We start from the raw sequence: 21896 nt of genomic DNA on the forward strand, positions 1-21896 counted from the left end.
GCGAAAAAACAGAAGAAAAGGAGTATCAGCCTATTGCTTTTTAATTAACACCCTTCATAAATTTCTGAATTTTCGGTGACAGCAGCATCAAAATGATCCCGAGCAGGATGGATACACCGCCGATGATGCCGAAGTAGGCGATCTCGGTATCAACGCTGTAAAATCTGACGATCTGTGCGTTGATGGCCTGTGCAGAAGCGTTTGACAGGAACCATAGACTCATCGTCTGCGCTGAGAAAGCAGCAGGAGCCAGCTTTGACGTTGCGGATAACCCGACTGGAGACAAGCACAATTCCCCGAGAACGACGATCAGGAAGCTGAGCACAAGCCACATTGGATTGGCAAGCGATTCAGTGCCGTTGATGTAAGCAGGGAAAATCATGACGACAAATGACAGTCCGGCTAAAATCAACCCGAGTGAAAACTTCGTCGGCGTTGACGGCTGACGGTTTCCGAGCCTCATCCAAATCCATGCGAAAACCGGTGCAAGCACAACGATGAACAACGGATTCAGCGACTGGAACCAAGAAGAGTGCAATTGGACACCTAAAAATTCCAAATGAGTGCGTTTATCTGCATAGGTGGCTAAAATATTGGCGCCTTGTTCCTGAATCGCCCAAAACATCATCGATGCGACAAACAGCGGAATGTAAGCTGTGAGACGGGAACGTTCATCACTCGTCGTTTTGGAGCTTTTAAACATGACGATGAAATAAATCAGCGGGATCAAAATACCGAGACAGCTGACGATCATCGTAAACAGCTCGATTGTCATCCAGCCCATAAAGGCGGAATAGCCAAAGATGGCAGCAATCACCAAAACACCGATTCCAATCCGTCCGAACACCATTTTTCTTTCAGCGGGTGTCAGCGGATTCGGCACCGTTCTTCCGGCAGATCCGAGGTTTTTCTTCCGCGTCGCTAAATAGGTCAGCAGTCCGAACAACATGCCGATGGCAGCAAGGCTGAAGCCGAGATGGTAGTTGTATGTCTGACCGACTGTGCCGACGATAATCGGCGCGAGAAATCCGCCAAGGTTGATTCCCATATAGAAGATGCTGAAACCAGAATCGCGGCGGGTGTCTTCAGGGCTGTACAAATCGCCGACAACGCTTGATACGTTAGGTTTTAAAAGGCCTGTCCCAATGATGATCAAGAACATGCTGATGAAGAAAGCGGGGACGCTTCCCGGGAATGACAAAAGAATGTGTCCGAACATAATGAGCACGCCGCCGTAAAACACGGTGTTTGCAGTTCCGAGGAGCCTGTCCGCTATCCAGCCCCCGATAATGCCGGACATATAGACGAGGGAACCATATACGGCCATAATCGAGTTCGCTGTCGTTTGATCAAACCCGAGGCCGCCTTTTGTCACCTCTGTATACAAATAATAGATAAGGATGGCTCTCATGCCGTAGTATGAAAAGCGCTCCCAAAATTCAGTGAAGAATAAGGTGAAGAGTCCGCGGGGATGTCCAAAAAACCCCTTTTGCGGAATGTTTTGAAAAGTTTCTTTTTGATGGTTTGACATTCGCAATACTCCTTCTCTTTCTATGTCTATTATAAAAATCATATTCTTATATAATGTTCGTGTCAATACACCTTCAATCGATTTGAATTTTTGATCGATGATGCCACAAGTTGTGAAGCGCTTTACAAGCGGATAGAAAAAAATTTTGGGAGAAAATTTGGATTGAAAGATTTTTTAATAAAATTTTATCTATTTATGTACAAGCGGATTTTACTAGATTGGCATATATATAAAGCAAACCGTTTTACAAAAGGAGGCTGAAAACAGCGTGCAGCAGCAACCTGATGAAATGAGAATGACAGTGGTTGACGCGACAAAGTTCGGCGCTGTCGGCGACGGCAAAACAGACTCCACAAATGCGATCAACGAATGTTTGGCATGGACAAAGTCGATGGGATACAACACGGTGTGGATACCGAACGGCACGTACATGATTGACGGGACGAAAAACGGCGACCCGCGGGCTCCGTTTCGCGGCGCCGGCATCAATGTTCCCGGCAATATTGAAATTTTGATGGACGCGGAGGCTGTCATCAAGGTAAAGCCGAACAGTTCATGGGGATACGCTGCTTTTTATATAGGCGGAACATCCGATATAAAAATATCCGGAGGCAGCATCATTGGTGAAAGAGATGAACACACATATACACCGGCCCCGAGGCCGACCCATGAATGGGGATTCGGAATTTGCATCGAAGGGGCGTCAAATGTCGTCATTGAACACGTGAGAATAGCCGATTTTACAGGAGACGGAATCATTATCAGCAACGGAGGAGAAGGGTATAGACCGTCAGAGCGTATTCAGGTAACCAATTGCGATATCAGGCGCTCCAGAAGAAATAACTTGTCCATCACAGGGTGCGACAATGTTCTTGTAGAAGGATGCGAAATTGCAGATGCGGGAACAGGAAACGGAACCGCTCCTTGCTTTGGCATTGATATAGAAGGCTATAGTGAAGGAAGCATCGTCTATGAAGAACCCGTCAATGTCATAATCAGAAACAACGTGTTAAAAGGCAATGTCAATCATGCCGTTTCCAACTTCAACGGTACTTCTGTCATCATCGAAGGCAATGTTGCAGACGGTACCATTTCATACGGCTATGGAACGGGGACGACGATTGCAAACAATATCATCAAGAAAAATCCCGAATTCACCGGGCAGAGCACTGGAATTAACGGCCTCGGTGTAGGGGCTTTGGAAGAAAGAAGCGATGCCGTAATAAAGGGAAATTTGATTTCCGGTTTTACGACAGGCATAGATATCCGCGGAAAAAGCGTTTTTGCTACGGGGAATAAAATCCGTGATTTTGTAAATGCCGGAATTCTTGCTTATCAAGCGTCGCAAGTCTTCATTGAAGGAAATTATATTGAAAACGACGTACCTGAACAAAGGTCCGGCACCGCTTTCAGCATCACGCAATCAGACAATGTAACATGTTCCGGCAATCATATTGCAAATGTCGTTCTTGCTGTCAGGAGCACAGGGAACGACGTCCAAATCAAGCATAACGTCATTAAGCAATTTTCCAGAGGCATATGGATATCTCAAGGAAATGCTGTAATAGAAGGAAACTTTATTTCGCCGAACGGCTTTCAAACGGTGCCGGAGTCATATGCTGTATCCGTCACAAACACAGCTTCGGCAGTTATTCAACAAAACACCATCACACGCTTCAGAAACTTTCCAATATACTGCTCGACAAATCAGCATACAAAAATTATCGGAAACTATATTGAAGATTCACCGCTGATCGTCACGGTGTTTCTCACCCGCGGAACACACGAGGTTATCGGCAATACGATAACGCTCAGCAGGCCGTCCTTGCCGGCTGTCCTCATTTATCTTGACCAATCGTCGGACTCGGCGATCCTCAACAACACGCTTCGAAGCAATACGGAAGCAAGAGTAACGGCCATTCAAACCAATACGTCAAGGCAAACGCTCATCATCGGCAATACGATTGTCAAAGGAATGATCCATTCCCACCAAACAGATACAGTCAATGGAAATATCGAAGTTTAAGCTCCCTTTGGACAGGGAGCCTTTTATGTCCTTTTTCTCTTTTTGCGAAAGCTTTCCGAGGCTTCGAGAAAAATGATAAACAAAAATAAAAGGATGATGATCCACTCGCCCACTTCCAGGGTGGCAAACGTCAGGGAGTTTACAATGGCTCTTTGCAAGGTCATGCCTTGAAATACATCCAGCATGACGGCAAAAGCCTCTAAGGAAGCTAATAATAAAAGCCCGATTCCGATTAATTTCAACTTTGCACCACTCTCCGTTCCCCGTTATTTTTTCTCCTTTCATAAAGCACTATTCACCCGGGAATAGTATAAATGTGCTTGCGCAAGGAAAAATATGAAAAACGAAAAGGGGAATCTGACAGCCATGCCATTCTTTTTTAAAGGTCGTCATCAAAAAGATAACAAACAAGAATCTCTAATGAGCGGAGATAAATACCCGGAAACCGTAAAGTTGTCTGGGTTTGTGCGTCCCTTGCTTGCCGAAAACCTGAGCCTGATTAAAGAAATGACCGGAAACAGCTCCGATATTGTCATCCGTAAGTTAAAAACGGGCGCTGGCGAAAAAATTGAAATAGCCGTCGTTTATGTCGGCGGCATTACAGATGATAAAGCGATTCACGATTTTTTGCTGGAATCGATCATGAACTCCGAAGAATTGGCGAAAAAGGAGTACGGCAGGGAGGTTCTTGAGACGATTGCAAGTGATGCCGTTGCCCTGGGCGGTGTCGAAAAAGAAAAGCGATTGGACAAAGTGCTCGAATCTTTGATGGCAGGAAATACGATCATTTTGGCCGAGGGGACGGCAAAAGCGGTTATTACGACCACGAAAGGCGGTGAAAAACGCTCGATCAAGGAGCCTGAGAATCAGCAGGCATTCCGCGGTTCACGTGAAGGATTTATCGAATCGCTCGACACGAATATTTCTTTGGTGCGCAGAATTATTAAAAACCCGAATCTATGGGTTGAAAAAACGACGATGGGAAGCGTCACAAAAACCGATGTAGCGATCATGTATATCAATGGGGTATGCGACCCGAAAACGGTGAAAGAAGTCAAAAAAAGGATGGAAAGCATTGAGATCGACAGCATCCTTGAATCGGGTTATATTGAACAGTTTATTGAAGACGCCGTATTTACGACTTTTCCGACGGTATATCAAACTGAAAGGCCGGATATGGTCGCAGGAAACCTGCTTGAAGGAAGAATCGCCATTTTTGTTGACGGTACACCGTTTGTTCTGCTTGTCCCTGCCGTTTTTATTCAATTTTTTCAATCTGTTGAAGATTACTATTCACGCTTTGACATTGCGACGTTTATCCGCTTTTTACGCGTATTGATCTTTTTTATTTCGCTGATTGCGCCTGCCGTCTATGTCGGTGCGACGACGTTTCACCAGGAAATGATCCCGACGGATCTTTTGATCGTAATTGCCGCGCAGCGTGAAATCGTTCCGTTCCCGGCTGTGGTGGAAGCCCTGATCATGGAAATTTCGTTTGAAATTTTGCGGGAGGCTGGAATCCGCCTTCCGAGAGCGATAGGTTCAGCCGTTTCGATTGTGGGAGCGATCGTCATTGGGCAGGCGGCCGTTCAGGCCGGGATTGTGTCGCCGGCGATGGTCATCATTGTAGCGATCACAGCGATTTCAAGTTTTGCTACACCTTCTTTCCCCATGGCGATTTCCGCCAGGCTCGTCCGGTTTTTCTTCATATTAGCCGCGGCGACGACAGGTTTTTACGGCATTATTCTTGGACTGATCATCATGTTTGTCCATTTATGCAGCCTGCGTTCCTTCGGTGTTCCGTATATGACTCCTTTTGCGCCGTTTATTTTGAAAAATTGGGGCGACGCCATCGTTCGCTTGCCTTTGTGGACACATGAGAAGCGGCCTGAACTGATCGGCAACGACAATAAGGTGCGTCAAGGAGAGTACCAGAAACCCGAACCGCCGGAGTCAGGCGATATGAAGACAAAACAAGAAGATGGTGATCAAAATGAGACGAAGCGTTAAGATTGTACTCCTGCTTGCCGCCACTGTCCTTCTTCAAGGGTGCTGGGATAAAAGAGAACTGACGGATCTGCTGCTGATCACTGCTGTTGGTATTGATAAAGGAAAAGATACTGAATACGAATTAAGCTTTCAAATCGTCAACCCGATCAATGTGACAGGAGCCCTTCAAGGCGGACAGGGAGAAGACAGGCCGCCGATTTCGAGCTATTCTGTGACGGGAAACAATCTGACGGAAATGAGCAGACATGCGTCAGCAAAAATGTCGCGCGAGATTTATTACTCCAACACCAACTTGTTGGTTGTTGACGAAAAACTCGCCAAGGAAGAAGGCTTGATTAAAATTCTTGATGCTCTTGACCGGGAAGCCGATTTTCGTACAACGGCGACGATTATTATTTCCCGCGGCCAAAAAGCGAAAACATTTATCCGGACGCTGACTGCGATCGATAAGATCCCGTCAAATAAAGTAAACAAAACGCTGCAAAATACTGAAAAGCATTTAGGAGAAAATATGAAAACGAGCGTCCAGGATGTCATCAAATGCTTGACTTCGAAGGCAAAGCACCCGATTATTTCTTCTTTTAAAGTAACCGGAAATAAGGAAAAGGGTGAAAAAATGGAAAACGTGCAGTCTACATCTCCTGAGGCAATAGTCGAAGCGGACGGCTTGGCGGTCATTAAAGAGGGAAAGCTCGTCAATTGGCTTGAAGGCAAAACGGCGAGAGGCGTTTTATGGCTGCGCAATAAAATCAGCAGAACGTATTTGACAATTCCAATGAATCATGAGAGAGATGCCGTCACATTTGACGTCATCCGCCAAAAAACAAAAATCGGATCTCACCTGAAAAACGGCAAACCGGCGATTTCGGTTGACGTCGACATGGAAGGGGACATCGGCGAAACAACTTTACCGATTCACCTGGATGATCCAAAAGTGCTGAGCGACATCGAAAGGAAGGTGGCAAAGGAACTGAAAAATGAATTGCAGAATACGATTGACATTGTTAAGCGGAACAAGACGGATGTTCTGCAATTCGGTGATGTTGTGTATCGCACCCACCCCGAAGCGTGGAAAAAGATGGAGGGCGAGTGGAGCAATCGGTATTTTCCTGACACAGATGTCGACATTACGGTTAATGCATATGTACGAAGAACAGGTTTAAGGAACAACCCGAACATTTTGAATCATCGTGAAGGGCGTTCTTGAATGAAAGAGAGAGGAGGGCTTTAAATGGAGAAAGCAAAAATCAGTGCTGCACAGCTGTTCGTGCTGATTGTTCTGTTTGAACTCAGCAGCTCTCTGCTGATTTTTCCAGGGCAATCTGCAGAACAGGACGCCTGGATCGCGATCTTGTTCGGAACAGTCGGAGGGCTGGCTTTGTTTATGATGCACCACTTTTTCTACCAGGTGAATCCCGACGCCTCTCCCTATAAAACGCTGATGAATATTTTTGGAAAACCGGTTGGCTGGAGCATGACATTTATCTACATTGTTTATTATTGTTACATTGCGGCAAGGGTTTTGCGCGATTTTGGAGAAATGCTGCTGACATCGGCTTATCCGAACACGCCGATTATCTTCGCTAATGGATTGTTGATTGCAGTTTGTATTTTTACTGTGAGGAAGGGAATCGAGGTCCTTGCCCGTTCAGGCGAGCTGTTGTTTGGCATCATGTTTTGGCTTGCTGTCACAGGCCTTATCCTGATAGTTTCGTCAGGAATGATCAAACCGAAAGAGCTTTTGCCCATTCTTGGAAACGGACCCGGTCCGATGTTTCATGCCGTGTTCACGCAAACGCTGTATTTTCCGTTTGGAGAAATTATCGCCTTTACATTGATCCTGCCGTATTTAAAGGAAAAGAAACTAGCGAAAAAAGCCGGGTTGTTGGGAATTGCCATCAGCGGCCTCATCCTGGCTTTTAATGTCGCATTGAACATCAGCGTGCTTGGCGTCGATCTCAATATGCGGTCGCGCTTCCCATTGCTGAGTACGATCCAGACGGTTCAAGTCGCCGAATTCTTGGTCAGGCTTGATGTATTTTTCATGCTCGTGCTGGTGATTGGCGTTTTTTTTAAGATGAGCATTTTCATGTATGCCGTAACCGAAGGCGTGACCGTTTTATTCAAGCTTAAAAACCCCTCCAAAGTTGTTCATGTCATCGGCATTATTATTTTGATTTTGTCCGTCTCCATTGCCAGCAATATTTCAGAGCATGTTAAAGAAGGAATCGAGTTTGTTCCATTATATGTCCATTTGCCGATGCAGGTGATCCTTCCCGCTTTTATTTGCATAGTCACTTATGTGAAAATGAAAAAAAATAAAAAAAAGGCCATGTAATGGATTGACCCCGCCCTTAGGGCACCCTTTAACATGACAGACGAGGTGAGGTTTGATGCTCTATACGGTAAAAGAAGTGGCTCGCTTGGCGAATATCACGATCAAAACGCTGTACCACTATCATAAAATCGGCCTTCTATGCCCCGCAGAAGTGACGGATGCCGGCTATCGCCTTTACGGGGTAAAAGAGCTGGAACGGCTGCAGCACATCTTGTTTTATCGGGAGCTCGAATTTCCGCTCAAGGCAATTAAGCAAATACTGGACGGCAAAGCTGATCGACTGACGATTTTGTCTGAGCAGAAACGTCTTTTCACTGCCCGTTTGGACAGAATTAAACAGCTTATTTCTACGATCGATCTTTCGATTCAGCAGGCCGGGAAAGGAGAAGCAATGGATCAATCAAGCATGTTCAAAGGGTTTTCAAGCAGCAGGGAATGGGAGGATGCGCTCGCTGAACAAAACCGCTATTTGAAGGAGGCGTATGATGTCGATTTGCTGAAAGGAGAACCAGTCATAGCGGAAGAAATGAATGAAAAAGCTGAAGAGGCGGCCCGTTTTATGAATGGAATGGCCGAAGCGCTCAGAGACGGAGTCAAACACGACCATGAACAAGTGAAGACTGCAATTAAACGGCACCTCAAGTTTTTGGGAATTACGCCCGACGATTTTCAGTCCCAGACACGCTTCTTTATCGAAGACGATTTTCATCGCGGAATGCTTGAAAATCAGCAAACAGGCCTCTCGTATTATTTGGCTGCTGCTGCAGAAGCATTTGCTTCATAATAAAAGAAGGGGAACGGCTCATGCCGCTCCCCTTATCCTGCTGATATGCGTTTTTTGACGGTAAAGCCGCCCCTTGAAAGCGTGATGTTGACATCGGATACCTTTGCGATCTGTTCATCATGGGTGACCATGATGACGCATTTGTTTTCTTGGTGGGCAAGGTTTTGAAAGAGCCGGACGATGTCTTTTGATGTATCTTCATCCAAGTTGCCTGTCGGTTCATCGGCGACGATTAAATCCGTGTCACAGCAGAACGCTCTGATGATGGAGACACGCTGCTGCTGGCCGCCGCTTAATGTCAATACTTTCTGTCTGGCCTGCTTTTCGCCGATGCCGACCTTTTCGAGCATCTCCAAAGCGTATTGTTCCTTGTTTTTGACCTGAGATCCGGTGATTTCCATGGCCGACGTGATATTTTGGAGAGCCGTCATATACGGCAGCAGGTTATAGGACTGAAAAACGATCGATACATATTGATTGCGGAAGCTGGTCAGTCCGATTTTTGAAATGTTTTCTCCTTTGTAGAGGATGTTCCCCTCTTTTGGCGCGTCAAGTCCGCCCGCCAACGATAAAAAGGTGGTTTTGCCGGAACCGGAAGTCCCGACAATCGTATATAAGAGTCCTTGGCTGAATTGAATGCTGATATCCTCGAATAGAGGCTGATCCTGATTTTTATACCAATAGCCGACATTCTGAAATTCTAAAATACTGCCCATAATCTTCACTTCTTTCTATTCTTGTTTTGTTAAAATCGTTTTCGGATGGAGCCTTAAAACAGATATGGACGGAAGGAGTGTCGCGAACATCGCAATTAAAAGGCCGATTCCGCCAAGTGCCATTAAGTTCCCGAAGGATACTTGAATGTCGAGCTGATCAATGGCTGAGACTTGAGCAGTACTTTGTCCGAAGAAGCCTCCGCCGCCTGGGCCCATCATTCCGCCTGCAGACTGGCTAGCTGACGTTTGTTCGATTTGCTGGCTCAAGAGCTGGTTCCCGATTTGCTTTGCAATCAGGCTGCCGGTTAATGCTGAGATCCCGATGGCAAGCACTGCGATCATTAAGATTTCGGTTAAAAACTGTCCGGTGAGTTTCCGGCGTTTTTCGCCGATCGCCATCAGAACACCCATTTCGTATTTTCTCTCCCTGATTGACATCATGACGATCAGTCCGAGAATCACCGCCCCGGCGACCGTGACAAGATAGACGACATTTTTCGAGAAGGAGGCGACATTTTCAATCGGGCCGACCATCTGCTGGTACAACTGGTCATTGGCGTCCAATGTGAATGTATCCAAATCAATGCCTGTTTTCTTGGCAGCCGCAATGAAAGCGTCGATGTTGGAGGCGTCGTCCATATTGTAGACCGCTTCATCTATCGCGTTTTGATAATCGTCGCCTTTTAAGGCCGATGCCGCCGTATATGGTGTATAGATTTTGTTATAAGGGTTTAAAAAGGCGAAGTTTTGCGCTTGATTGTCTCCGGATGAAGTCGTTTTATAGATTCCGACGATTTTTAAATTGATCGTTGCATCTTCATCGCTGCTCGCTTTGACTTTGATCGTATCGCCGACCTTCAGCTCGTTTTCTTCGGCAAGCGTTTCTTCAATCACGGCGACTTTTTCATTCACATCATCCTTTGTTAAAGCACGGCCTTCCGTGATCTTGGACGTCCCGTCGGCAAATTCGTCGACGAGGGCTGTGCTTGTCACACCTTCGATTGATACGTCAGCCTGCATCATTTGCCGGCCGCCCTGTTCATTGCCGCCCGATCCGGCCGGCTGATCGCTGTTTGAGTCCGTTGAATCCTCGTCACCGCTTTCGATCGGATCGAAGTTGTCCGCTAAAGCAGATGTTGAGGAGATGAAGTTATAGCTTTTGACATGGTAAAGGCTCGCAAGTTTCTCGGCTGATTTGAGAGAAACGGGGGTCGATTCAAACCTTTTCCGGTCTCCTGAGTCCTGCTGTTCTTTCATCATTTTTTCCCTGTCAACTTTGAGCGTGACGCTGCCTCCAAGCTGTTCCCTCGCCAGTTCGCTCGATTTCACGGCTGCCGACTGGATCGTAATTCCTGTCAGCACGAGCACGCAAATCATCGTGAAAACAAACAATTGTAAAAGTGTTTTTCCTTTTTTCGCTTTCATGCTCCAAAAGGCTCGTTTGAAAAAATTCATAACGCGTGATTCCTCCGTATCTATTTCATTTATTATTGCTGCCAAATCTAACGGCAGCAGGACTTTTGCCTTATGCTTGATTTCATCTTAGCCGCTACTTATGAATAAATTATGACCAAACTGTTGCCAGACCTTTAAATGTTCAGAATGGAATTGAGAAATGGCTGGGCCCTATGTAAAATGAATCTAACGTTTGTCTAGCGGAGGCACTTTTACGATGAAAATATTAATGATTGAAGATAATTTAAGCGTATGTACTATGACAGAGATGTTTTTTGCAAAAGAAGGATTTGAAACAGAGTTCGTCCATGACGGACTCGAAGGATATAACCGTTTTAAATCAGGTGATTGGGATTTGCTGATCATCGATATCATGCTGCCGTCGATGGATGGGGTCACGATCTGCAAAAAGGTCAGAGAAGAGAGCACGGTTCCGATTATTATGCTGACGGCAAAGGATACGGAATCAGACCAGGTGCTCGGTTTTGAGCTCGGGGCTGATGATTATGTGACCAAGCCGTTCAGCCCTTTGGCGCTTGTGGCGAGAATCAAAGCGGTGAGCCGGAGATATCAAAACGCCGGCCGGCAGGATTCCGCTGACAGCGACACGCTTGAAACGGAACATTTTAAAATCAATAAAAAAACGAGAGAAGTGTTTTTGGACGGCGTTCAAATTCAAAATTTGACGCCTAAGGAGTTCGATTTATTGTATTACTTGGTGCAAAGCCCGAAACAGGTTTTTTCAAGGGAGCAGCTGCTTGAGCAGGTTTGGGGATACCAATTCTACGGAGACGAGCGGACTGTGGATGTTCATATTAAACGGCTGAGAAAAAAGCTTGGCAGCGACTCGCGGCCGTTTCTTTACACCGTATGGGGAGTAGGGTACAAGTTCGATGAAGATTAAGTATCTCTATCAGCTGCTGGCCAGTCACATCAGTATATTAGTCTTGGCTTTTCTCATCACGGGGGCGCTGTTTTCACACTTTGCCAAAGACTTTGCATACGAGAGCAAAGTCGATGAGCTGTCTTCCTACGGCTACCGCATCATGGGCGAAATGGAGATGCGGCCGAAAGGAGCGCCGGCCATTATGAAGCCGTTTGAGGAAATTTTGCGAAGCAGGAAGATCAGCTTTTTTCTGTTTAATGAAAAGAAAGAGATCTTGATGACGCCGGCCGATTTGCGGCCGCGAAAACTGCTGCTCAGTGATGAAGAATGGAAAGAGCTTAAAGATGGAAAGGCCGTTGTCGTCAAAACCGACTTTAACCGTTTTAATGAGGAAGTATCGGTCGTCGCTCTGCCCAACATCGTCAACAATGAATTTCAGGGAGGCATTCTGCTGACCGCTCCGATCAGCGGGACCGAAGAAATGATCAGCGACATGAACCGCTTTATGCTCTTTACGGCGGCGGGTGTCATCTTAGTCGCTATTCTCTTAAGCTGGCTGACGTCGAAATTCCATGTCGCCCGCATTCAGAAGCTCCGCGACGCCACGAAAAAAGTCGCGGCCGGGGATTATGACATCCATATCGAAAACCGCAATAAGGATGAAATCGGTGATTTGGGCGACGACTTTAACATTATGGCCCGCAAGCTAAAAAGCTCAAGCGAGGAAATCGACCGGCTCGAAAAGCGGAGAAGGCAGTTTATCACTGACGTTTCACATGAGCTGAAGACGCCGCTGACGACGATCAGCGGTTTAGTGGAAGGGATGAACAGCCAGACGATACCCGAAGACCAGCAGGATAAATGTATGAAGCTGATCACGGAGGAGACAAAAAGGCTGATTCGCCTCGTCAACGAAAACCTTGATTATGAAAAAATCCGCTCCAACCAGATTACATTGCAAAAGCTGCATTATCCGCTGATCGAAGTGTTTGAAATCATTAAAGAGCAGCTGGCGCTTCAGGCGGAGGAGAGACAGAATCAGCTGATCCTCGATGTGGAAGATCATGTAATGGTCAATGCCGATTACGACCGGCTCATCCAGATTCTCGTCAATATTACGAAGAACAGCATTCAATTCACAACGAACGGAACCGTTTGGCTGAGAGGCCGGGAAGACTACAAGGAGACGGTGATCGAAGTAGAGGATACCGGAATCGGCATTGATGAAAATGATATCGAAAACATTTGGGATCGTTTTTATAAAGCGGATTTATCACGGACAAACACACCTTACGGAGAATACGGGCTGGGGCTGTCGATCGTCAGACAGCTCGTCTCCCTTCACAACGGCACGGTAGAGATTGAAAGCGAGAAAAACAAAGGAACAAAATTTATCATCCGCCTGCCGCTGACGGCGAGAGATGATGATGAATAGAAACCCGCCAGACAGCGTCTGGCGGGTTTTTGTTAATCTTTAATTTTGAATTTCTGAATCAGGTGCTGCAGCTCTTCGGCGTTTTGCGCGAGGATCTGTGATGCGGCGGCGATTTCTTCCATTGAAGCAAGCTGCTCCTGGGTTGCCGCACTAACCGTTTGCGTGCTTCCCGCTGCAGTCTCGGCTACTTCTTTGACGCCGGAAATCGCGGTTTCGATTTCGCTTGTGCCGGCTGTCAGGTTTTTCACCAAGTTTGTCACATCATTGATCTGTGTGACAACCTCAGTTATCGAGTTTTCGATTTTTTGGAAAGCGCCTCCGGCTTCATGAACGACGACAAGTCCTTCTTTGACTTCGCCGGTTGCCGAAATGACCGAGTTCATCGTCTGCTTTGTATCGTTTTGAATGATCGTAATCAACCTTGTAATCTGTTCTGCTGACTGGGCCGATTGCTCGGCTAATTTTCTGACTTCATCCGCGACGACGGCAAAGCCTTTTCCTTGTTCTCCAGCCCTGGCCGCTTCAATGGCCGCGTTTAAAGCTAGCAGGTTCGTTTGTTCAGCGATGCTCGTAATCACTTCGGTAATATTCCCGATCTCATTTGAACGTTCTGTTAAATGTTTAAATGCTTCTGAAAGAGAAACGACCGTTTCATTAATAGACTGCATTTGTGCGCTCACTTTATCAATGGCTTTCGTGCCTTCAAGCGACATCAGCGCCGTCTGGTCTGCGGTGGCGGCTGCCTTTTCGGCGCTAGAAGAAATTCTTCCGGCAAACTCGGTCATTCCCTTAATAACGGTTCTGCTGTTTTCAACGCTTTCCACCTGCTGATCAGAGCCTACCGCAAGCTCCTGGATCGTCGTTGAGCCTTTGTGCTTTCATCAGCGCTGGCGCTCAATTCTTGTGATGATGAAGCAACTTGGTGGGACGTTTCGCCGACCGTTTCAATGATCGAACGGACGCCTGCTACCATTTTGTTAAACGATGCGGTCAGCAATCCCAATTCATCCTTCGATTGATATGTTCCTTTGACAGTAAAATCGCCTTGCTCTGTTTCTGCGAACAGCGCCTGAATGTCTTTGATCGGCTTTGTGATCAGCCTTGTCATTAAGAGTCCAATCGAGATGGATAAAACAAGCGATGCTGCGATCACAATGATGAGAAGCGTGATGATGGAACCGGCTTCTTTAGAATCCCGCTGATAGATCGTTTTGGCGTTGTCAGCATTTAGCGTTTGAATGTCTTCAATCAGCTGGTTGACCGTTTCTCTTTGAGGATCCATCTCTTTTAGATAGACATCATATGCTTTGTCATTTTCGTTCTTCACCGCCAAGCTGAGCATCTCGCTGCTGATATCTTGCAATTTCTTGTATTCGCTTTTGAAGCTCTCGTATTTTTCAGAGACGTTGTCCATTAATTTCAGCTGATCGATCTTTTCCATTAAGGTGTTGTTTTCTTCGTTTTTTTCCTTGATGTTTTTTTGCAAAGTATCATTTCGATCGTTGTCTTTCGTCACCATTAACTCGAATTTGTACGTATCAAGATCGAGGTTGTTCGCTTTTAATCTTGCAAACAACTGGTTGGGAATCAATTGATCTTGATAGATCATCTCGGAACCTTTGGAAAGCTTGCTCAGTCCGCCTACCCCCTGGATGCCGACAATTGACAAAGCCAGCGCCGAAATGATAATGATGACAAACAGTTTGCTTCTGATTTTTATATTTCTCAACAGATTCATATGGTGTTCTCCCATCAATTTATTTACTTTACATATCGGCTTTCAAAACGGTTTTGTGAATCAATTTATGGCAGGTATTTTAAGGGAAGGGGATATTTTCTGACAACAAAAAAACCCCATAAAAAAGGGGTTTTTTTAAACGAGAACTTTTGCGAAAAATTCCTGGTATAATGCGCGGACCGCTTGTTTTTCCTGAGCTTCCTTAACGCCGAACATCATGCTGACTTCCGAGGAGCCCTGGTTGATCATTTCGATGTTGACGCCGGCTTCAGACAATGCTTTTGACGCTCTTGCCGTCGTTCCGACGTTATGGCGCATGGCTTCGCCGACGACCATGATCAGGGCAATATTGTGTTCAATCGCTACTTCATCAGCATCCAACTCTTCCTTGATCCGTTTGATCATCCGTTTTTCTGCTGCTTGATCCATTTGATTCTGCCTTAAAATGATCGTAATATCGTCAATGCCGGACGGAATGTGTTCATACGTCAGCTCTTCATCTTCAAGGATTTGCAGGACGCGGCGGCCGAAGCCGATTTCTCGGTTCATCAAATATTTGCTGATGTAAATGCTGCAAAATCCGCTGTCGCCGGCGATCCCGACGACAGGTCCGTTCGTGTTGTCGCGTGTGGCGACAACTCTTGTCCCTTCCGCGTCCGGGTTGTTTGTATTTTTGATCTGAACCGGTATGCGCGCCCGGAAAGCAGGAATCAATGCTTCATCATGAAAGACGGAAAAGCCGGCATACGACAGCTCTCTCATTTCCCGGTATGTCAGCTCGCGGATTTCTTTCGGGTTGGATACGATCGCCGGGTTGACAGAATAAACGGCGTCAACGTCAGTGAAGTTTTCATACAACTCGGCTTTCAATCCATTCGCTAAAATGGAGCCCGTAATGTCAGAGCCGCTGCGCGAAAACGTCATCACTTCTCCTTCCTGGCTGAATCCGAAGAAGCCGGGAAAGATAATGATGCCCTTTTGCTGTCTCAGCTGAAACAGATTGTCGTAGGACTCGGGCAGCACTTGTGCGTTGCCGGGTTCGCTCGTCACGAACAGCCCGGCGTCTTTTGGACTGACATAATGTGCTTCAACTCCCCGGTGCCTGAAGTAGGCCGCTACCAGTTTGGCATTGTTATCTTCGCCGCTTGCTTTGATCGCATCAATAAACCGTTCCGGATTTGTTTTATCACCTTCGAGCAGCTGAAGCAGGTCTGCCCGGATCCGGTTGATCACGTCATCGGCAAGCCCGAGCTCTAGCGCGATATCGGCATACCGTCCGACAATCGCCTCAACCAGGCCGGTTGCTTCTTTCGATAATAAGTACTGTTGGGCGCATTCGATTAACAGGTCAGTTACTTTCGTATCCTCGGGATGCCGTTTTCCGGGTGCCGATACGACGACGGCCCTCCTTTCCGGATCGGAAGTGACGATTTGAAATACTTTCTCTAGCTGGGCTCCTGATGCGAGCGAGCTGCCTCCAAATTTAACGACTTTCATTTGTTACATCTCCTAAAGTTTAAATTTTCGAAATAAATTTAATTTTAATTATTGCGCTTTTTACAAGAAGAATCAAGGTTTTTCTTTCAGGAAAGAACAAATGTGTTTTTGAGGAGGACTCATCATGGGGAAATCGCATGACTTCAACCTTTGTATCTATTAATCTTATTGACTATGTCAGAAAAAATGGTAAGATATATAAAGGCCCTTATTGATAATGATAATCATTAACGTCGGCGGAGGGGTTGCTTTGTTGTGCAAGGAGGCTACTGCAGCATGAAATTACGATACTTATTGCTAATGCTCATCATTCTTTCATTCAGCTCGATATTCATCGGCGTTAAGGAGCTTTCGCCTCTTGACCTTTTCCGCTTTAATGAGGACGAAATTCAAACGCTTTACATAAGCAGAATCCCGCGCTTGATCAGCATCGTGCTTGCGGGAATGAGCTTGAGCATCTGCGGGCTGATCATGCAGCAGCTGACGCGCAATAAATTTGTTTCACCAACCACCGCTGGAACGATGGATTGGGCTCGGCTCGGCGTGATCATTGCGATCGTGCTTTTTTCGTCTGCAGGGATAGTAGTCAAAATACTGTTTGCCTTTGTTTTTGCACTGTTTGGCAGCTTTTTGTTCGTCAAAATTTTGGACAGAATCAAGTTCAAAGATGCGATTTTCATCCCTCTCGTCGGAATGATGCTCGGGAGCGTTGTCAGCGCCATCTCTACTTTCATGGCTTATCAGTACAATATTATTCAAAACGTCAATGCATGGTTTGAAGGGAATTTTTCGCTCGTCATGAAGGGGAGGTATGAGCTCTTATTTCTGAGTATACCGCTCGTTATCATTGCCTATCTGTTCGCCAATAAATTCACGTTGGCCGGGATGGGGGAGTCATTTTCCATCAATCTTGGTTTGAAATACAAGCGGGTGGTCAATATCGGGCTGATCATCGTATCTATTATTTCGTCCGTCGTCATCCTGACGATCGGCACGCTTCCCTTTTTGGGATTGATCATCCCGAACATCGTGTCCATTTACAGGGGAGATCATTTGAAAAACAGCCTGCCTCACACGGCGGTTCTCGGAGCCGTTTTCGTCTTGTTTTGCGATATAGCGGGACGTCTCGTCATTTACCCGTACGAAATTTCGGTTGGTTTGATGGTCGGCATCATCGGGAGCGGCGTTTTTCTTTACTTGCTTTTAAGGAGAAAAGCCTATGCGTCATAAACAGAAAATGCTTGTACTCATCGTGATAGCAGCAGTCTGCATCGGGCTGTTTCTGTTCTACGGTTTGCCGTCTGTATGGGAATATGCGCTTCCGCGGAGGTTTGCCAAGGTTTTTGCGATCATCATTGTCGGTACAGCGATTGCGTATTCGTCGATGATTTTCCAAACGATCACAAACAACAGAATTTTGACGCCGAGCATCCTCGGACTCGATTCTCTCTATGTTCTGCTGCAAACCGGGATTATTTTCTTTTTCGGTGCAGCCAAACTCGCTGACCTTGGCAAAAACGGCAATTTTCTATTGTCTACCGGTTTGATGGTCTGCTTTTCATTTGTGCTGTTTTTCCTGATGTTCCGCCGCGGGGGAAGGCACATCTTCCTGCTGCTGCTCGTTGGAATCGTGTTCGGCACATTGTTCAGAAGCCTGTCATCCTTTATGCAGATGCTGATCGATCCGAACGAGTTCCAAGTCGTTCAAAACAAGATGTTTGCCAGCTTCAACAATTTGAATACGGACATTTTAGTGCTTGCTTCGCTCGTCATTCTGGCGATTCTCGTTTACGCTTGGCGGTTTAATCCGTACTTTGACGTGATTTCGCTCGGCAGGGATCAAGCCGTCAACCTCGGAATCGATTACGACCGGACGGTGAAGAAAATGCTGATCGTCGTCGCCGTTCTCGTTTCCGTGTCTACTGCCCTCGTGGGTCCGATCACATTTTTGGGGCTTCTCGTCGTCAATGTGGCCCGGGAGGTATTTAAAACGTATAAGCACAGCGTCCTGATTCCCGGAGCGGTTTTGTTCAGCATCATTGCGCTTGTCGGAGGCCAGTTCATTGTTGAAAAGCTGTTTGGTTTAACGGTGACGCTCGTGGTGATCATTGATTTTATCGGCGGGATTTATTTTATTTACCTGTTGCTGAAGGAGCGTAAATAATGATAGAAGTACGAGATATCATGAAACAATTCGGAGAGCAGACCGTTGTTCATCCCACGACTTTAACGATACAAAAAGGAATGATCACGTCCTTCATCGGACCGAACGGAGCGGGAAAAAGCACGCTTTTGTCCATCATCAGCAGGCTGATCGGCATGGACGCCGGAAAAGTGCTGATTGACGGCAAAGAAATCGGCGCTTACAAAAGCAATGATTTAGCAAAAAAAATCAGCATTTTAAAGCAGTCCAACCAGATCAACATCAGGCTGACTGTCAGGGAGCTCGTCAGCTTCGGCAGGTTTCCTTATTCACAGGGAAGGCTCTCGAAAGAGGACTGGGCATATGTCGATGAAGCGATTGATTACATGAAGCTGAGAGACATTGAGCATAAACACCTTGATCAGTTAAGCGGCGGCCAGTGCCAGCGCGCTTTCATCGCGATGGTCATTGCTCAGGATACCGACTATATATTGCTTGACGAACCATTGAATAATCTCGATATGAAACACTCAGTAGAGATTATGAAGCTCTTGAAAGACCTTGTCGAAAATCGCGGAAAAACGATCGTTATTGTCATTCATGACATTAATTTCGCCTCGGTTTATTCCGACAGAATCGCAGCCCTGAAAAACGGGCGGATTGTAAAAGAGGGGCCGGCGGAAGACATTATCCAAACGCCGGTGCTGAAAGACATCTATGATATGGACATTCCGATCCAACAAATCGGAGATCAAAAAATCTGTGTATATTTTAAATGATGAGGTGACCTGAATTGAAAAAACTATCTTTATTGATTATGGCATTGATAACCGTTCTTGTCGTAGCCGCCTGCGGAAACAAAGCTGCTGACACAGATGCAAAATCTTCCTCTAAAAAAGAAACCGTCACAATTAAACACAACAGCGACACAACAGATGTACCGAAAAACCCGAAAAAAGTCGTTGTCTTCAATTTTGGAATGCTTGACACGCTTGATGAGCTTGGCTTAAGCGACCGCGTTGTCGGCCTTCCGAAACAAACCCTTCCGTCTTACTTGAAAAAATATAAAGACAGCAAATTTGAAAGCGTCGGCGGACTAAAAGAGCCAGATTTTGAAAAAATTGCTGAGCTTGAGCCTGATTTGATCATCATCGAAGGCAGACAGTCTGAACAGTATGACGAGTTTAAAAAGATCGCTCCGACGATCGACATTGAGCTTGACCAGAAGAACTACATGAACAGTTTTAAAGAAAATACCGAAAACATTGGAAAAATCTTCGGCAAAGAAGATGCTGTCAAAGAAGCCCTTGCGAAAATCGATGAAAAAGTAGAGAAAGCCAACAAGCTGGCGAAAGAAAAAGGCGGCAAAGGATTGGTCGTCTTAACGAGCGATAAGCAAATCAGCGCGTATGGAAGCGGCTCAAGATTCGGCTTGATCCACGATGTGCTCGGCGTTGAACCTGTCGATAAAAACATCGAGGTTTCCCTTCACGGCCAAAGCGTCTCTTCAGAATATATCTCTGAAAAGAATCCTGATTACCTGTTTGTCATCGACCGAAGCGCTGCCATCGGCGAAAAAGGAACAGCAAAAGAAGTCATCGAAAATGAAATTGTAAAATCAACAAAGGCCTATAAAAACGGCCATATCACATACCTTGATCCAGGCTACTGGTACCTGTCAGGCGGAGGCCTTGAATCCGTATCTGAAATGGTGAAAGAAGTCGAAAATGGATTGAAATAAAAGAGCGAGGCTGCCGGTTCTTATCCGGCAGCCTTTTTTGTCTGTTCAAGGAGAAGAGGGCAGAGAGAAGCAAAGCGGGTTTTCATGCTCATAACGCCGCAAGGGCCCCAGACTCAGTTAAGCGAATATAAAAAAACACGCCAGTTCGATTGAACTGGCGTGACATGATCAGCGGGCCGGCTGGCCTTGTTTGTCGGCCTGCGGCTTCTTTTTCAATGTAAACGAAAGGATAAATCCGATCAGCGCCAAGACAGCGGCCACGATAAAGGCGGAATTCATGCCGTGAATGAGCGCATTTAACGGATGAGATGTCGCGGCGTTTTTGGCTGAATTACTCATGACGGAAATCAGAACAGCCGTGCCGATCGAACCGCCGATCTGGCGCATCGTATTGTTCATCGCTGTTCCGTGCGGAATGAGGTGCGCCGGAAGGGCATTGATGCCCGCCGTTGTGAGAGGCATCATAATCATGGAAGTTCCCATCATCCGCAGCGTATAAATGACGATAATAAATGTCAGCGAAGTATCCATTTGCAGGTCCGCAAACGGGATGGACGTCAGCAGCAAGACGGCAAACCCGATAATCGCAAGGCCTTTTCCGCCGATCTTGTCAAAAATCCGGCCGATGATCGGCGACATGATGCCCATTGCTATCGCGCCCGGCAGAAGCATCAAACCCGAATCGAAAGCTGTCACGTCTCTGACGTTTTGCGTGTACAGCGGCAAAATGGTCTCAGTACCGATCATTAATGCAAAAACGATCATACCAAGTAGCGTTGTTATCGTAAAAGTCCACGATTGGAAAACGCGAAACTCGAGTATCGGCCTTTTGATTTTCAATTGTCTAGAGATAAAGAAGAACAGGGCGACCGCACCGACTGCAAAGGAAATTAAAACAGTATTGCTCCCCCAGCCTTCTGATCCGGCGTTGCTGAAGCCGTACAATAAACCGCCGAAACCCAGGCTGGACAGGATAATAGATATGATGTCCACTGATGTTTCTCTCAATTTCGTGACGTTTTTCATCAGCAAGATGACAAGCACAAGATCAATCAGTGCAATTGGCAGAATAATATAAAATAAGTATCTCCATGTAAAGCTGTCGACGATCCAGCCTGACAATGTCGGTCCGATGGCCGGTGCAAATGCGATCACCAAGCCGACCATGCCCATTGCAGCCCCGCGTTTTTCAACCGGGAAAATCGTTAAAAAGATCGTCTGCATGAGCGGCATCATAATTCCGGCGCCTGCGGCCTGAATGATCCGCGCCGCCAGAAGAACCGGAAAGTTAGGCGCCACCGCACCGACGACTGTTCCCGCCGCAAAGATGCTCATCGCCGCGATGACGAGCGCGCGGCTCGAGAATTTTTCGATCAAAAAGGCGGTAATCGGAATGAGAATCCCGTTTGTCAGCATGAACGCCGTTGTCAGCCATTGAGCTTTTGTAGCGTCTATGTTCAAGTCTGCCATAATATGCGGCAGTGCGGTAACCAGGAGCGTTTGGTTCAAGATCGCGATAAACGCCCCGGCAATAAGCAAACCTACGATGATATTTCTGTTGTATGTCTGTTGTTCAGTTCCTGTACTCATATCAAT

17 protein-coding genes and 1 pseudogene are annotated in these 21896 nt (G+C 46.4%); 11 read left to right on the forward strand and 7 right to left on the reverse strand.

Going from position 1 to position 21896, the window contains the following annotated elements; translation table 11 throughout:
* Nucleotides 1–40: 40 nt before the first annotated feature.
* On the reverse strand, nt 41–1531 hold the full coding sequence (locus tag H7F26_RS08460; RefSeq protein WP_016886090.1) for a peptide MFS transporter: 1491 nt from the start codon (nt 1529–1531) through the stop codon (nt 41–43).
* A 289-nt stretch (nt 1532–1820) separates the two neighbouring features.
* Here H7F26_RS08460 and H7F26_RS08465 point away from each other — a divergent pair, with 289 nt between their 5' ends.
* The gene (locus H7F26_RS08465) at nt 1821–3557 is read left to right on the forward strand and encodes a right-handed parallel beta-helix repeat-containing protein (RefSeq protein ID WP_025805989.1); all 1737 of its coding nucleotides are present in this window, start codon (nt 1821–1823) and stop codon (nt 3555–3557) included.
* Between the two features lie 23 nt (nt 3558–3580).
* Here H7F26_RS08465 and H7F26_RS08470 read toward each other — a convergent pair whose 3' ends face one another.
* Nucleotides 3581–3799: a YczF family membrane protein gene (locus tag H7F26_RS08470; protein ID WP_017473985.1), complete on the reverse strand. Its 219-nt coding sequence runs from the start codon at nt 3797–3799 to the stop codon at nt 3581–3583.
* 124 nt (nt 3800–3923) lie between these two features.
* Between H7F26_RS08470 and H7F26_RS08475 the strand changes: the two genes are divergently transcribed.
* Genes H7F26_RS08475 through H7F26_RS08490 form a run of 4 tightly spaced genes read left to right on the forward strand, consistent with a single transcriptional unit; the run spans nt 3924 to nt 8689 of the window.
* A complete protein-coding gene (locus tag H7F26_RS08475; protein WP_026080768.1) occupies nt 3924–5567 on the forward strand; it encodes a spore germination protein in 1644 nt (547 codons plus the stop codon).
* Nucleotides 5551–6774, forward strand: coding sequence for a Ger(x)C family spore germination protein (locus H7F26_RS08480; protein WP_061565965.1), 1224 nt, complete (start codon nt 5551–5553; stop codon nt 6772–6774). The genes H7F26_RS08475 and H7F26_RS08480 overlap by 17 nt, the downstream gene beginning before the upstream one ends.
* A 24-nt stretch (nt 6775–6798) precedes the next feature.
* Entirely contained in the window at nt 6799–7905 is a 1107-nt protein-coding gene (locus tag H7F26_RS08485) for a GerAB/ArcD/ProY family transporter (RefSeq protein ID WP_061565964.1), read from the forward strand.
* 55 nt (nt 7906–7960) lie between these two features.
* On the forward strand, nt 7961–8689 hold the full coding sequence (locus tag H7F26_RS08490; RefSeq protein WP_009330188.1) for a MerR family transcriptional regulator: 729 nt from the start codon (nt 7961–7963) through the stop codon (nt 8687–8689).
* Nucleotides 8690–8721: 32 nt separating this feature from the next.
* Here the strand turns inward: H7F26_RS08490 and H7F26_RS08495 are convergent, their stop codons facing one another.
* Nucleotides 8722–9405: an ABC transporter ATP-binding protein gene (locus H7F26_RS08495; RefSeq protein ID WP_003178925.1), complete on the reverse strand. Its 684-nt coding sequence runs from the start codon at nt 9403–9405 to the stop codon at nt 8722–8724.
* Between the two features lie 15 nt (nt 9406–9420).
* Nucleotides 9421–10860: an ABC transporter permease gene (locus H7F26_RS08500; RefSeq protein ID WP_017473981.1), complete on the reverse strand. Its 1440-nt coding sequence runs from the start codon at nt 10858–10860 to the stop codon at nt 9421–9423.
* 217 nt (nt 10861–11077) lie between these two features.
* Here H7F26_RS08500 and H7F26_RS08505 point away from each other — a divergent pair, with 217 nt between their 5' ends.
* Together H7F26_RS08505 and H7F26_RS08510 are read left to right on the forward strand one after the other, a co-directional pair.
* Nucleotides 11078–11764: a response regulator transcription factor gene (locus H7F26_RS08505; RefSeq protein WP_003178929.1), complete on the forward strand. Its 687-nt coding sequence runs from the start codon at nt 11078–11080 to the stop codon at nt 11762–11764.
* On the forward strand, nt 11754–13181 hold the full coding sequence (locus H7F26_RS08510) for a sensor histidine kinase (protein ID WP_009330185.1): 1428 nt from the start codon (nt 11754–11756) through the stop codon (nt 13179–13181). The genes H7F26_RS08505 and H7F26_RS08510 overlap by 11 nt, the downstream gene beginning before the upstream one ends.
* A gap of 32 nt (nt 13182–13213) precedes the next feature.
* Here H7F26_RS08510 and H7F26_RS22200 read toward each other — a convergent pair.
* Nucleotides 13214–14919: pseudogene (locus H7F26_RS22200) on the reverse strand (methyl-accepting chemotaxis protein).
* 135 nt (nt 14920–15054) lie between these two features.
* Nucleotides 15055–16416, reverse strand: a complete 1362-nt coding sequence (locus H7F26_RS08520; RefSeq protein ID WP_009330182.1) for an aspartate kinase — start codon at nt 16414–16416, stop codon at nt 15055–15057.
* A gap of 276 nt (nt 16417–16692) precedes the next feature.
* Between H7F26_RS08520 and H7F26_RS08525 the strand changes: the two genes are divergently transcribed.
* From H7F26_RS08525 to H7F26_RS08540, 4 genes are read left to right on the forward strand one after another with little or no spacing between them, the layout of a single operon-like run.
* Entirely contained in the window at nt 16693–17646 is a 954-nt protein-coding gene (locus tag H7F26_RS08525) for an ABC transporter permease (RefSeq protein ID WP_003178937.1), read from the forward strand.
* Nucleotides 17636–18580 carry an iron chelate uptake ABC transporter family permease subunit gene (locus H7F26_RS08530; protein ID WP_003178939.1) on the forward strand — a complete coding sequence of 315 codons (945 nt, stop codon included), beginning with the start codon at nt 17636–17638 and terminating at the stop codon, nt 18578–18580. The genes H7F26_RS08525 and H7F26_RS08530 overlap by 11 nt, the downstream gene beginning before the upstream one ends.
* Nucleotides 18580–19338 carry an iron ABC transporter ATP-binding protein gene (locus H7F26_RS08535; RefSeq protein ID WP_003178940.1) on the forward strand — a complete coding sequence of 253 codons (759 nt, stop codon included), beginning with the start codon at nt 18580–18582 and terminating at the stop codon, nt 19336–19338. Before H7F26_RS08530 ends, H7F26_RS08535 begins: the two co-directional genes overlap by 1 nt.
* Before the next feature lie 14 nt (nt 19339–19352).
* A complete protein-coding gene (locus H7F26_RS08540; RefSeq protein ID WP_003178942.1) occupies nt 19353–20300 on the forward strand; it encodes a siderophore ABC transporter substrate-binding protein in 948 nt (315 codons plus the stop codon).
* 168 nt (nt 20301–20468) lie between these two features.
* Here the strand turns inward: H7F26_RS08540 and H7F26_RS08545 are convergent, their stop codons facing one another.
* Nucleotides 20469–21890 (reverse strand): MDR family MFS transporter, encoded by a 1422-nt coding sequence (locus H7F26_RS08545; RefSeq protein WP_003178944.1) that lies wholly within the window; start codon nt 21888–21890, stop codon nt 20469–20471.
* Nucleotides 21891–21896: the final 6 nt, after the last annotated feature.

The sequence above is a fragment of the Bacillus sp. PAMC28748 genome, assembly GCF_014250415.1.
GTDB lineage: Bacteria > Bacillota > Bacilli > Bacillales > Bacillaceae > Bacillus > Bacillus licheniformis.

Bases quoted from the DNA above. Each gene is read 5' to 3' on its own strand.
- H7F26_RS08460 (WP_016886090.1), bottom strand. From the start codon at position 1,531: ATGTCAAACCATCAAAAAGAAACTTTTCAAAACATTCCGCAAAAGGGG.
- H7F26_RS08465 (WP_025805989.1), top strand. From the start codon at position 1,821: ATGAGAATGACAGTGGTTGACGCGACAAAGTTCGGCGCTGTCGGCGAC.
- H7F26_RS08475 (WP_026080768.1), top strand. From the start codon at position 3,924: ATGCCATTCTTTTTTAAAGGTCGTCATCAAAAAGATAACAAACAAGAA.
- H7F26_RS08480 (WP_061565965.1), top strand. From the start codon at position 5,551: ATGAGACGAAGCGTTAAGATTGTACTCCTGCTTGCCGCCACTGTCCTT.
- H7F26_RS08485 (WP_061565964.1), top strand. From the start codon at position 6,799: ATGGAGAAAGCAAAAATCAGTGCTGCACAGCTGTTCGTGCTGATTGTT.
- H7F26_RS08490 (WP_009330188.1), top strand. From the start codon at position 7,961: ATGCTCTATACGGTAAAAGAAGTGGCTCGCTTGGCGAATATCACGATC.
- H7F26_RS08495 (WP_003178925.1), bottom strand. From the start codon at position 9,405: ATGGGCAGTATTTTAGAATTTCAGAATGTCGGCTATTGGTATAAAAAT.
- H7F26_RS08500 (WP_017473981.1), bottom strand. From the start codon at position 10,860: ATGAATTTTTTCAAACGAGCCTTTTGGAGCATGAAAGCGAAAAAAGGA.
- H7F26_RS08505 (WP_003178929.1), top strand. From the start codon at position 11,078: ATGAAAATATTAATGATTGAAGATAATTTAAGCGTATGTACTATGACA.
- H7F26_RS08510 (WP_009330185.1), top strand. From the start codon at position 11,754: ATGAAGATTAAGTATCTCTATCAGCTGCTGGCCAGTCACATCAGTATA.
- H7F26_RS08520 (WP_009330182.1), bottom strand. From the start codon at position 16,416: ATGAAAGTCGTTAAATTTGGAGGCAGCTCGCTCGCATCAGGAGCCCAG.
- H7F26_RS08525 (WP_003178937.1), top strand. From the start codon at position 16,693: ATGAAATTACGATACTTATTGCTAATGCTCATCATTCTTTCATTCAGC.
- H7F26_RS08530 (WP_003178939.1), top strand. From the start codon at position 17,636: ATGCGTCATAAACAGAAAATGCTTGTACTCATCGTGATAGCAGCAGTC.
- H7F26_RS08535 (WP_003178940.1), top strand. From the start codon at position 18,580: ATGATAGAAGTACGAGATATCATGAAACAATTCGGAGAGCAGACCGTT.
- H7F26_RS08545 (WP_003178944.1), bottom strand. From the start codon at position 21,890: ATGAGTACAGGAACTGAACAACAGACATACAACAGAAATATCATCGTA.